The following is a 12,962-nucleotide window of genomic DNA, read 5'->3' as shown; positions in this document are numbered from 1 at the left end:
TTGGGTTGCTTTTGTGTAGTTGCAATTCAAGTGCACCACAACCTGAGGTGGTGAAATCTTCACATGGGACCAATCCTATTTTACCAGGGTATTTTGCAGACCCGACCATAAAAAAGTTTGGGGGCATTTATTACATCTATGCCACTACCGATAATGAAATGCTCGCTTCTGGGGTACCCACGGTATGGTATAGCAAGGATTTTAAAAATTGGTACAATCATACCATGGAAGTGCCATCTTTGGAATCGGTGAACCTCAGGAATTTTTGGGCACCGGATATCATTGAAGGCTCGGATGGGAAATATTACCTGTACTTTGGGAATTGTCAGGCGGGTTGTAATATCTATGGTTATGTGTCGGATTCTCCAGTGGGACCGTGGAAAAAGTTGAATGAAGAGGATATACCGGTCATTGCCCACAACTATCCCCGTGAAGGTTTCCCTTCTTTGGATGCACAATTTTTTAAGGACGATGATAATAAAATCTATGGTTATTGGGGCACTTGGGTGCATTACAATGGCGGTTATGCCGTTGGGGAACTGGATACCATCAGTATGGCCAAAATGAAGAATGCCAAAAACATTCCCTTGGAACAGACCCCGGAACCTTTTGAGGCAGCCTACATGATGAAAAAGGGCGATAAATATATTTTTATGTATTCTGGAGGTTCCTGTCATGATGAAACCTATCATGTTAGGTATGCGTATTCCGATTCGCCTTACGGACCTTTTTTACCAGGGGAGAACAATCCCATTTTGGCCACTAATGAAGATGGAACGGTCCATGGGCCGGGGCATCATTCCGTATTGGAAGAAAATGGCCATTACTACATAGTGTATCATAAGCACGATTATCCCATGACCAGGGGAGGGCTGTCACGGCAGGTCTGTGCAGATGAAATGGTTTTCGAGAACGATTCCACCCTCAAGAAAGTGGAACCGGGCGCCAGGCCTATTTTTGGGGATATGGCATCCGAGGTCCCTGAAAATAAAGCTTTATATGCAAAGGCAACAGCTTCGTCATCATACCAGCTAAAATCCTTGCAATACGATTACGAGTACCAACCTTCCCATGCCACGGATGACCACAATGCCACCCTTTGGAAGGCTAGTAACAATACGTTTCCACAAGATCTTACTATTGATTTGGGTCGGATGATCAATATCAAAAGGGTGATGACCCAATTTGAGTTTGCCGGATATTACTACCAATACAAGTTGGAGTATTCCAAGGATGGAGAATCATGGCAACTTTTTACCGATCGTTCCCAAAACAGGGTGCCGGGAAGTCCTATGATCGATGATGGCGATGCAAAGGGGCGTTATATGAGGTTGACCATTTTAGGGACGGAGAAAACAGGGTTATATGCGTCCGTTTGGAACATCAAGGTATATGATTCGTTATTCGAAATTCCGTTGCAAATGCGGGGCAAGCCTTCCAGTGAAGGGCCGGGTACGGCCAGTACACATCAACAATTGATAGGTATTGATGCTAAGGAAATGTCCCAAGCAGTTGGGCTGGATTCCATTAGGAATCATGGAAGTTTAGGAGGAAAATTCATGAGAAACGGACAGGTGGCCCTTTCCGTGGATGATGAGGGAGTGAAGGCCTTTGAGTTTGTTGAGGGGGCCTTGGTTCTGGATCGGCCTGTTCCCAAAGGTCTGGAGTGGAACGGGGCTTACACGTTGGCCACGTGGGTAAAAAACCCTGAAATTGGGAAGGAAGGGGAGTGCTTGGCATCATGGTGCGACAGGTTTCGTTATAACTTGGCCAATAGCTATAATGCCATGCACTACAATAGTGGTAATTATGGTGCAGCTGCCCATTTGGATGGTCATTTTGATATGGGTTATAACACTATACCGTCTTCGGGTATTTGGCATCATTTGGTACTCACTTTTGATGGGGTAGTCGAAAAAATATATGTAGATGGAGAATTGGATAACTCCCAAGTCATGGTGCTTGCTTCCCAGATTCAGGATGCAGAGTTACGAATAGGAGCTTCCGACGTAGGCGAGCACTTTTCCGGTTATTTATCTTCGGTAAAGATGTACGATTATGCTCTGGATTTGGATGAAATCAACGATTTGATGAAAACCTCCAATCCAAAATTCAAGGGTAAATAGGAAAATAAGGGTTTTTTGTTCTAAATCTTAAAGTTGAAACCATGTTCTTCTACCTTTTTCTCATATTTTTCCTTGTCGAAAATGTAGAGATAGGCACCTTTTCGGGAAACGGTCATATCTTTTTCATCCAATTTCACGAGCACATCTAAAGAATTGATTTTATTGATGAAATTCCTTTTGTCCAGTTTCTTATCCAAGATGGATTCATACAGGTTCTGGAGTTGTCTCATGGTGAATTTTTCAGGCAGTAGTTCAAATCCAATGGGATTGGTCATTGCCTTACGTCGGAGTCTTGCAATGGCCTTTTGTACCATCTCGTCATGGTCGAAGATAAGCTCTGGAGCCTTCTTCAGTTCGATCCAACTGGCAGAATCGATTTGTATGCCATCAAAATTATGGGCATTCACATCGATTAAGGCATAATAACAAACGGATATGGTGCGTTGACCTGGATCACGGTCCACTTTGCTGTACGTATACAGTTGTTCCATGTAAATATCGCTTAGGCCCGTAAGGGTCTTCAAAACCCGCACTGCGGCCTGATCAAGGTTCTCGTTCTTCTTAAGAAATCCACCGATCAAAGACCATTTCCCTTTTTCCGGCTCAAAGTTTCGTTTGATCAATAATATTTTTAAATCCTTTTTATCGAATCCAAAAATGATACAGTCAACCGCCAAAAGAACCTGATCTTCTTTCTGATAATAATTGAGTTGTAAGTTGGCATCTTTGGCAACCTCCATGTTATCTAAAATTTTCATGAGGTCTAAAATCTTAATTCTATTATTATAAAACAAATAAAGGTCGGGGAATCCACGGTAAAACTTATAAGTGTTAAATATACATTTTTTTAACGGAATGTTTGCATTTCCAAACTTTCTTTCCTTTATTTATGGTGTTTAAAAAACACTTGTAAAAACAATGAACCGCAATTTCTAGGATTTAACGGAATGGTTTGCTTTTGAGTGGAACCGTAAAACGTTTTCCCAATAGTGTAATGCCTTGTCCTTTTAAATGGATGTTCTGCGTTGAATCTTGAAAAATAGTTTTTAAAGCCCTGATATTTAAAGAATTATATTGAATATATAATTAAGTTTGGTTAATTTTTGAATTCCGCATCCAACTAGGGGTGCGGAATCTATTATTAAAACAATTTATGAGTCGCGCCATATTTTTAAGTGCTTGGCAGCTTATAGGTTACAGATAGATCTGATGGATTTTGGTGAATCACTAGTGAAACATATAATATATACTGCTATGAAAGGATTGATTTGGATTATTGGTGTTTTTGTTTCGGTGGAAGTTTCGGCGCAGACCACAGTTGCCATATCGGAACCATTCGAGCCGGTAACCATAAGCAAACACATTTATGGTCATTTTTCTGAACATTTGGGACGTTGTATTTACGATGGCCTTTATGTAGGTGAAGAAAGCAAGATCCCAAATAAGGATGGTGTTCGCGCCGATATCATCAAAGCTTTACAGGAACTAAAGATTCCGAACCTTAGATGGCCCGGCGGTTGTTTTGCCGACACCTACCACTGGAAGGATGGCGTGGGCCCAAAGGATAAGAGGCCTACCATGGTAAACAGATGGTGGGGAGGGGTTACAGAGGATAATAGCTTTGGCACCCATGACTTTTTAAACCTGTGCGAGACCTTGGGTGCGGAACCCTACTTGGCGGCCAATGTGGGCAGCAGCACAGTAAAGGAGTTTACCGAATATGTGGAGTACGTGCTGCACAAAAGTGGCAGTCCCATGGCCGAATGGCGTAGACAAAACGGTCGAGAAGAACCATGGAAGGTAAAATATTGGGGGGTTGGTAATGAAATGTGGGGCTGCGGCGGTAATATGACCGCAGAGCATTATGCCAATGTTTACAGGCAGTATGCAACTTTTATGACCGATTGGTCCAATAATGATGGTATTTTCAGGATTGCTTCAGGGGCCAATGTGGATGATTACCATTGGACCGAGGTTTTGATGCGGGATATACCTAAGCATCTGATAGAAGGGGTTGCACTGCATTCCTATTCCTTTGTGGAATGGAACGATAAAGGTTCATCCGTAGACTATAGTGAGGAAGAATACTTTTCAACCATGAGGACCGCCCTCAAAATGGACACCTTGATCGTGAACCATACAGCCATCATGGATAAATACGATCCAGACAATACCATAGCACTGGTGGTCGATGAGTGGGGAGGATGGTATGATGTGATGGAAGGTACCAATCCCGGTTTCCTGTATCAGCAGAATACACTCCGAGATGCCATGATTGCGGGAACTACCCTTAATATTTTCAATAATCATGCGGATAGGGTCAAGATGGCCAATTTGGCCCAAACAGTCAATGTATTACAGGCAGTGGTGCTGACCGAAGGTGAAAAAATGCTACTCACCCCTACCTACCATGTTATGAAAATGTACAACGTGCACCAAGATGCAGCGTTGTTGACCGTTTCCTTTACTTCGCCCAAGTACGTATTTCAAGGGAGCGAATTGCCTGCTATTTCCATTTCGGCCTCCAAAAATAAACAAGGGAAAGTCCATATTTCATTGGTGAATATTGATGCACACAAAGAACATGTCATCAATCTTTCGTTGGAGGAGTTTGGTACAAAACAATTTACCGGAACGATCCTGACTTCCGATGACCTGCAGGACCACAACACTTTTGAGAATCCGGATAGGGTAAAACCCAAAGCATTTTCAAAGATAAAAATCAAAAAAGGACAGGCAGAAATTGTCTTGCCGCCATTTTCAGTGGTAGTGCTTCAATCGGAATAAAGGGAAATCCCGAAGGGACAAACACATAAAAACCAGATAAATGAACCTAAAATATTCGCCCTGTTTTAATCGATGCTTACTTCTTGCAATCACCCTAATTTGTTTGTTTGGGTGTAAAAAAAATGAAATGGTAGCCGAGGCTGAGACTGCGGAGATAACTTCGACCGGATATCCTATCGAGGCCATCAATATTAGAAATATTAAATTGAAGGATAAATTCTGGCTCCCCATTATCGAGAGGGTTCAACAGAAGACCATTGAGTACGCCATAGAAAAATGTAGGGAAGAAGGACGATTTGACAACTTTTTGATTGCCGGTGGGAAAATGCCAGGAGAGGTAAAAGGGGCCATGCCCTTTGATGATACCGATGTGTATAAGATTATTGAGGGGGCTTCCAATTCCTTGATCAGTTCACCAAATCCGGAACTTGAAAAATTGATGGATTCCTTGGTGTCCATCATCAAAGTAGGCCAGGAATCGGATGGTTACTTGACCACTTGGAGAACCATCAATCCTGCAAAACCACCCGCAAAGTGGGTAGAAGTGAAGGAAGGAAAAAGATGGGAATCCCTCTTCATGAGCCATGAGCTATACAACGCCGGCCACCTGTACGAGGCTGCCGTGGTACATTTTAAAGCAACCGGAAAGCGCAACTTTCTGGACATTGCTATAAAAAATGCCGATCTTATGGTGGATACTTTTGGGGATGGCGATGGCAAAATTGCCGCAGTTCCTGGTCACCAGATCATTGAGACCGGACTCATACAGTTGTATCAAGTGACCGGCAAAAAGGAGTACATGGATTTGGCAAAATACTTTCTTGACCATAGGGGAGATTCCGAAAACCATGAATTGTTCGGTCCGTATTCCCAAGACCATTTTCCAGTGGTCGATCAGGACGAAGTAGTGGGGCATGCCGTAAGGGCTGTATACATGTACGCTGGAATGACCGATATCGCTGCCATTGAAAAGGATACCGCTTACCTAAAAGCGGTAAATGCGCTATGGAACAATATGGTGGACAAAAAAATGTACATTACGGGCGGAATAGGTGCCAAACACGACGGAGAGGCCTTCGGGGAGAACTACGAACTCCCCAATTTAACTGCTTATAACGAAACTTGCGCTGCTATTGGCGATGTGTATTGGAACCATAGGTTACACAACCTTACGGGAGATGTAAAGTACTTTGATGTCATAGAGAGGACCCTTTACAATGGATTGATTTCAGGGCTTTCCTTGGATGGTCAACAATTCTTTTATCCGAATGCCTTGGAATCGGACGGAGTTTACAAATTCAATCAGGGAGCCTGTACAAGAAAGGACTGGTTCGATTGTTCCTGCTGCCCTACCAATGTGATTCGATTCATTCCCGCCATGCCCGGACTCATCTATTCCAAAACCGGGAATACACTCTATGTGAATCTCTATGCTTCAAACGAGGCTACGGTTGAACTAAAAGACCACCATCTTAAAGTGAAACAAGAAACCATGTATCCTTGGGATGGCAAGGTAAAATTGACCATTGATCCCGACCAAGCAGGAGAGTTTACCATGAAGCTAAGAATTCCAGGGTGGGCAAGAAATCAAGTACTGCATGGCAATCTGTATCATTTTTCCTCTCAAATGGAGGATCGAAACATAATCAGTGTCAATGATGAGCAAGTGAATGCCAAGCAAGAAAATGGCTATTTCACCATTTCAAGAACTTGGCAAGCAGGCGATGTGGTGGAACTGAGTTTCCCTATGGAGGTAAGAAAAGTGATGGCCAACCAATTGGTTGAAGAGGACAGGGGCAAAATGTCCCTTGAGTATGGCCCTCTGGTATATGCGGTCGAAGAAATGGACAACAAGATCGATTTTGACCAAATAGGTTTATATCCCAGTGATCGATTTAAGGTGGAACTGAAACCCGATCTATTGGGGGGTGTGAATACGGTTTCCAATGAACATTTGACTGCCATTCCTTACTATGCCTGGTCAAACAGAGGCGTGGGTAAAATGAAGATTTGGTTGCCTGTCAAGGAAAATTAATAGGATTCAAAAAGCAATACATGAAAGTTCCTTTTCAAAATATGTTGGTAATCGGGGTGTTGGCCGCCAGTTTTTTGGGCTGCAAGGACCAAGTAACCAATACATCTGAAACATCACCTGCCAACTTGGAACATCACTTAGTGGTTGACCTCAAGGATACAGGTATCAAGATTCAACCCACCATGTACGGTATCTTTTTTGAAGATATCAATTTTGCTGCGGATGGAGGTCTGTATGCCGAAATGATCAAGAACCGCTCCTTTGAGTTCACCTTGCCCAAAATAGGTTGGGTAGAACCCAATAGCGATCGACATTCCTTCAACAACCAATCAGGGATCATGTCCGTGGTAAAATATGGAGGCGAAGGAACCAACCATAATTTTGCTCGGGTTGAGGTAAGGGATCCCCAAGGCTATGTTTTGATCAACGAAGGATTTAAGGGCATGGGTGTACACGAAGGTGCCCAGTATGATCTTTCTCTGAAGGCGGCTAAACATTCGGGTGACATTCAAAAAATCCATTTTCAGTTAGTAGATTCTTTGGATCAGGTATTGGGGGAAGCCACCATTCTTCCTGATGGCAGGGATTGGAAAACGTATGACACCAGTTTCACGGTTTTCAAAACAGAAATGAAGGCCAAGGCCAAGATTACTTTCGAAGGCAAAGGAGAAATCGATTTGGATATGATCTCCCTTTTTCCAAAAGATACTTGGAAAGGAAGGGAAAAAGGACTTCGGAAGGATCTAGTGCAATTACTGGCCGATCTTCACCCTGGATTCCTTCGTTTTCCCGGAGGTTGTGTTGTGGAGGGTAGAACCTTGGCACGACGGTACCAATGGAAAAAAACGGTGGGAGATATTGAGGATAGGGAAATTTTGATCAACCGTTGGAACACCGAATTTGCACATAGACCGGCCCCGGATTACTACCAAAGTTTTGGACTCGGGTTCTTTGAATATTTTCAACTGTCCGAGGATATTGGTGCCCAGCCCCTTCCCATATTAGGATGTGGAATGGCTTGTCAGTTCAATACCGGGGAGTTGGCACCCATGGACGAATTGGGACCCTATGTACAGGATGCCCTTGATCTTATCGAGTTTGCCAATGGCGATATGAATACGGCTTGGGGAAAAGTAAGGGCCGAGATGGGTCATCCAGAACCCTTTAACATGAAATATATCGGTATTGGAAATGAACAATGGGGACCAGCTTACATTGAAAGATACATGGTATTTGAACAGGCCATTAAATCCAGATATCCAGAAATTGTGATCGTTTCGGGCAGTGGACCTTTCCCTGAGGGGGATTATTTTGAATATGGTTGGGACCAACTTAAAAAGTTGAACGCCGAAATCGTGGACGAACATTATTATCGTCCCCCACAATGGTTCAGGGAAAATGCCGATCGTTATGACAGTTATGATCGAAACGGTCCCAAGGTTTTTGCGGGCGAATATGCCGCACAAAGTGTGGCCACCGCAAGTCCTGAAAACAGGAACAACTGGGATTGTGCCCTTTCCGAAGCTGCTTTCATGACAGGTTTGGAACGCAATGCAGATGTGGTTTATTTAACATCCTATGCCCCGTTGATGGCCCATGCCGAAGGTTGGCAGTGGACCCCGGACATGATCTGGTTCAATAACCTTCAGTCGTTCGGAACAGCAAATTATCAGGTACAGAAAATGTTTTCTACCCACGCCGGCACGGATCTATTGTCCATTACCGAAAATGGGGAGGAGTTGATAGGACAAGATGGGCTTTATGCCACTGTGGTGAAAGATGCAACTACAAACGAGATCATTATTAAGGTAGTGAACACATCAAACGGACAACAACACATAAGTATTGGCTTCGGGGATGAGGTGCTGAAGGGCAAGGTCGGGGTATTGACTTTGGCCATGGATGACCCACAGGCAGAAAATTCCTTTGCAGATCCTTTAAAGATCAGTCCCAAAGAAAGTGTCTTGGAACTCAAGAAAAGTAAATTGGATGCACTATTGCCTCCCCAAGCTTTGGTTATTTATCGAATCAATATTTAAATAAAAATAAAATTTATCCTTTGGATAAGCTCATAATTGGAGGTTAGTTAAGAAGAATGAAAAAGTATGTAATTGGATTGGATTATGGTTCGGATTCCGTGCGGGCCGTAATGATTGATTCCCAAAACGGGGCAGAACTGGCTTCGGAGGTATTTTGGTACCCACGCTGGAAGGAACAGAAATACTGCAGGCCCGAGATCAATCAGTTTCGGCAGCACCCATTGGACCATATTGAAGGATTGGAGCATGCCGTAAAATCAGTGATGGAGCAAAGCAGAGTTGAACCTGAAGCCGTTCTCGGAATCTGTATCGATACCACGGGTTCGTCTCCCATGCCCATCATCAAAGATGGAACTCCATTGGCCATGGTAAAGGGTTTTGAAGAAAATCCCAATGCCATGATGGTTCTTTGGAAAGACCACACGGCCGTTGAGGAAGCCAATGAGATCAATGAACTGGCCAGGACTTGGGGCGGGGAAGATTATACCAAATACGAAGGTGGAATCTACTCCTCCGAATGGTTTTGGGCCAAAATCTTGCATGTGGCAAGGGAAGACAAAAAGGTAGTAGATGCCACCTACACGTGGATGGAACATTGTGATTTTATTACCTATCTCATTGCTGATGACAAAGACCTTGCTACCTTTAAAAGAAGTAGATGCGCCGCTGGGCACAAGGCCATGTGGCATGAGAGTTGGGGCGGGTTGCCAAGTAAGGATTTTTTGAAAAGGCTGGATCCTTATCTGGCCGATTTGCGCGATTCCCTTTATGATGAAACCTATACATCGGATCAAGTAGCAGGTCATTTGAACCCGGAATGGGCGGAACGATTGGGACTGACTACCAAAACCGTTGTTACCGTAGGCACTTTTGATGCCCATGCAGGTGCAGTGGGTGCCAAGGTAGATCATCATGCCTTGGTACGGGTGATGGGGACTAGTACTTGCGATATCATGGTCTCTTCCAACGATGCAGTTGGGGACAAGACAGTAAAGGGAATATGTGGCCAAGTTGATGGCTCTGTAATTCCTGGAATGGTTGGTTTGGAAGCAGGTCAGTCCGCTTTTGGTGATGTTTTGGCTTGGTTCAAAAATGTGTTGGAATGGCCTTTGGACAATTTGGTCATGAAATCTTCTTTGTTGTCCGATCAGCAAAAGAAAGATTTGAAAGATGAAATGGAATCCAAGTTTATCCGTGAATTGGCGAAACAAGCAGAACATATTCCACTGACGGAAACCGTACCCATTGCCTTGGATTGGGTCAACGGCCGAAGGACCCCCGATGCCAACCAAGAGTTAAAGAGTGCGATGATGGGGATATCACTCGGAACCAAGGCACCACATATTTTTAAGGCTTTGGTGAATGCCATTTGTTTTGGGGCCAAGATGATCGTAGATCGTTTTGAGGAAGAAGGAGTGAAGATTGAAACGGTGATTGGTATTGGAGGTGTGGCCAGAAAGTCACCCTTCATCATGCAGACCTTGGCCAATGTGTTGAACATGCCCATCAAAGTAGCCGAATCTGACCAAGCTCCCGCATTGGGGGCTGCTATTTACGCCGCAGTCGCATCTGGGATTTATGACAACGTAATTGAAGCCAGTAAAGTGATGGGCAGTGATTTTGAAGCAGAATATTTTCCACAGGCGTCCCAAGTGGATGCTTATTCCAAATTGATGGAAGCATACAAACAACTGGGAACTTTCGTGGAAGACCAAACCAATAAAAATAAATAACCCATGAGCTCAAAATACAAATCGCTCAAAGAAGAATGCTACGAGGCCAATATGGAACTCAATGCCTTGGGATTGGTGATCTACACCTTTGGGAATGTTAGTGCAGTGGATAGGGACAAAGCCGTTTTTGCCATCAAACCAAGCGGGGTTCCGTATGAAACTTTGAAACCCGAGGACATGGTGATCTTGGACTACGATAACAATGTGGTGGATGGCAATATGAGGCCCTCATCCGATACCGAAACCCATAGTCACCTCTACAAAAACTGGGAAAGCATTGGAGGAGTGGCACACACCCACGCCATGTATTCCGTTTCATGGGCCCAAGCACAGAGGGATATTCCCGTTTTTGGAACCACCCATGCCGATCATTTGACCCAAGATATCCCGTGTGCCCCTCCCATGGCAGACGAATTGATACAAGGGAATTATGAGCACAATACCGGTATCCAGATATTGGATTGTTTCAAAGAAAGGAACTTGGACCATAATGAGGTCGAAATGGTGCTAATCGGTAACCATGGACCATTTGCTTGGGGAAAGAATGCGGCCAAGGCCGTGTATAACAGTAAAGTTTTGGAAACTGTGGCTCAGATGGCCTATCTCACGCTTCAGATCAATCCGAACGCACCCAGATTAAAAGATTCACTCATAAAAAAACACTACGAGCGTAAACATGGCAAAAATGCCTATTACGGTCAATAATATAATTTAAAACTAAATGAAAATATCCTCAAAAGAAATCTGGTTTGTAACAGGAAGCCAACATTTATATGGACCGGAAACCTTAAAACAAGTTGCTGACAATTCAAAGAACATTGTGGATGGATTGAACGGTTCGGAAAAAATTCCGTTAACACTTGTTTTCAAACCGGTGGTGACCACACCACAAGAAATTTTGGCGCTTTGCAGGGAAGCCAGTAACCAGGAAAACTGCATCGGTATTGTAGCTTGGATGCATACGTTTTCCCCTTCTAAAATGTGGATTGCCGGACTTTCTGTCTTAAGTAAGCCATTATGCCATCTTCATACCCAGTTCAATGCAGAAATTCCTTGGGACAGCATTGACATGGATTTTATGAACCTGAACCAAGCCGCCCACGGGGATCGTGAATTTGGGTTTATGATGTCGCGTATGCGAAAAAACCGAAAAGTAGTGGTCGGTCACTGGAAAAGTGAAAGGGTACAACAAAAATTGGGTGTTTTTGCCCGAGTGGCTTTGGGTGTAGATGAACTCAAACACATGAAAGTGGCCCGTTTTGGGGATAATATGCGTGAAGTTGCCGTAACCGAAGGCGACAAGGTTGCCGCCCAAATGCGGTTTGGTGTGGCTGTAAATGGATACGACTCTTCCGATATCACCGATCGTATGGACAACATTGGACAAAACGCCATCGATAACCTTGTGGAAGAATACGAGGTAAGTTATGATTTGTCTTCATCCCTTCAAAAAAATGGGGCTAAACGAGAATCCTTGTTGGAAGCTGCCAAGATTGAACTGGCCATGCGTTCCTTTTTGGAGGAAGGCGGTTTTAAGGCCTTTACCGATACTTTTGAAAATTTGGGGAAACTTCGTCAATTACCGGGTATTGCCGTACAACGTTTAATGGCAGATGGTTATGGATTTGGCGGTGAAGGCGATTGGAAAACAGCTGCCATGGTCCGCACCATGAAAGTAATGGCCGAGGGATTGAATGGGGGAACCTCCTTCATGGAAGACTACACCTACCATTTTACCCCGGAAAGGGAGTACGTTCTGGGCTCGCACATGCTAGAGATATGTCCATCCATCGCCAGTGGAAAACCCTCATGCGAGGTGCATCCTTTGGGCATTGGGGGTAAGGAAGACCCCGTTCGTTTGGTGTTCAACTCCCCAGCAGGAAACGCCCTGAATGCTTCATTGGTGGACATGGGCAATAGGTTCCGATTGATCGTGAACGAAGTGGAAGCGATAAAGCCAATGGCAGATTTGCCTAAACTGCCTGTAGCTAGGGTGCTTTGGGATCCCAAACCGAACCTGGATATTGCTGCAACAGCTTGGATCTATGCCGGTGGCGCACATCACACGGTCTATACCCAGGCTTTGACCACGGAATATATGGAAGATTTTGCCGATATTTTTGGTATTGAACTTTTGGTGATCGATGCAGATACCAAAATCAGAAGTTTCAAGGACCAATTGCACGCTAACGAAGCCTATTATCATTTGTTCCAACACGGGATGTAGGCCACACATAAAAAT

8 protein-coding genes are annotated in these 12,962 nt (G+C 44.1%); 7 read left to right on the top strand and 1 reads right to left on the bottom strand.

What is annotated here, in order from left to right:
- Positions 1–50: 50 nt before the first annotated feature.
- Complete coding sequence (locus GTK07_RS09810; protein ID WP_313790795.1) at positions 51–2,126, top strand: family 43 glycosylhydrolase; 2,076 nt, start codon at positions 51–53, stop codon at positions 2,124–2,126.
- 20 nt (positions 2,127–2,146) lie between these two features.
- Here GTK07_RS09810 and GTK07_RS09805 read toward each other — a convergent pair whose 3' ends face one another.
- A complete protein-coding gene (locus GTK07_RS09805; protein WP_417939145.1) occupies positions 2,147–2,884 on the bottom strand; it encodes an NUDIX hydrolase in 738 nt (245 codons plus the stop codon).
- A 496-nt stretch (positions 2,885–3,380) separates the two neighbouring features.
- Here GTK07_RS09805 and GTK07_RS09800 point away from each other — a divergent pair, with 496 nt between their 5' ends.
- From GTK07_RS09800 to araA, 6 genes are all read left to right on the top strand, one after another.
- Positions 3,381–4,913: an alpha-N-arabinofuranosidase gene (locus GTK07_RS09800; RefSeq protein WP_163635074.1), complete on the top strand. Its 1,533-nt coding sequence runs from the start codon at positions 3,381–3,383 to the stop codon at positions 4,911–4,913.
- A 127-nt stretch (positions 4,914–5,040) separates the two neighbouring features.
- Positions 5,041–6,948: a glycoside hydrolase family 127 protein gene (locus GTK07_RS09795; protein ID WP_235932759.1), complete on the top strand. Its 1,908-nt coding sequence runs from the start codon at positions 5,041–5,043 to the stop codon at positions 6,946–6,948.
- Between the two features lie 20 nt (positions 6,949–6,968).
- Complete coding sequence (locus tag GTK07_RS09790; protein ID WP_235932758.1) at positions 6,969–8,987, top strand: alpha-L-arabinofuranosidase C-terminal domain-containing protein; 2,019 nt, start codon at positions 6,969–6,971, stop codon at positions 8,985–8,987.
- Between the two features lie 56 nt (positions 8,988–9,043).
- Positions 9,044–10,720, top strand: coding sequence for a ribulokinase (locus GTK07_RS09785; RefSeq protein ID WP_163635072.1), 1,677 nt, complete (start codon positions 9,044–9,046; stop codon positions 10,718–10,720).
- A gap of 3 nt (positions 10,721–10,723) precedes the next feature.
- Positions 10,724–11,425, top strand: a complete 702-nt coding sequence (locus GTK07_RS09780) for an L-ribulose-5-phosphate 4-epimerase (protein ID WP_163635071.1) — start codon at positions 10,724–10,726, stop codon at positions 11,423–11,425.
- Positions 11,426–11,441: 16 nt separating this feature from the next.
- On the top strand, positions 11,442–12,947 hold the full coding sequence (gene araA, locus GTK07_RS09775; protein WP_163635070.1) for an L-arabinose isomerase: 1,506 nt from the start codon (positions 11,442–11,444) through the stop codon (positions 12,945–12,947).
- The last annotated feature ends 15 nt before the right edge of the window (positions 12,948–12,962 follow it).

The sequence above is a fragment of the Flagellimonas sediminis genome, from assembly GCF_010500845.1.
GTDB lineage: Bacteria > Bacteroidota > Bacteroidia > Flavobacteriales > Flavobacteriaceae > Flagellimonas > Flagellimonas sediminis.
This window is presented reverse-complemented; position numbering and strand designations above follow the sequence as displayed.

Coding starts and splice junctions, on each gene's coding strand:
- GTK07_RS09800 (WP_163635074.1), top strand. CDS start 3,381: ATGAAAGGATTGATTTGGATTATTGGTGTTTTTGTTTCGGTGGAAGTT.
- GTK07_RS09780 (WP_163635071.1), top strand. CDS start 10,724: ATGAGCTCAAAATACAAATCGCTCAAAGAAGAATGCTACGAGGCCAAT.
- GTK07_RS09785 (WP_163635072.1), top strand. CDS start 9,044: ATGAAAAAGTATGTAATTGGATTGGATTATGGTTCGGATTCCGTGCGG.
- GTK07_RS09805 (WP_417939145.1), bottom strand. CDS start 2,884: ATGAAAATTTTAGATAACATGGAGGTTGCCAAAGATGCCAACTTACAA.
- GTK07_RS09795 (WP_235932759.1), top strand. CDS start 5,041: ATGGTAGCCGAGGCTGAGACTGCGGAGATAACTTCGACCGGATATCCT.
- araA (WP_163635070.1), top strand. CDS start 11,442: ATGAAAATATCCTCAAAAGAAATCTGGTTTGTAACAGGAAGCCAACAT.
- GTK07_RS09790 (WP_235932758.1), top strand. CDS start 6,969: ATGAAAGTTCCTTTTCAAAATATGTTGGTAATCGGGGTGTTGGCCGCC.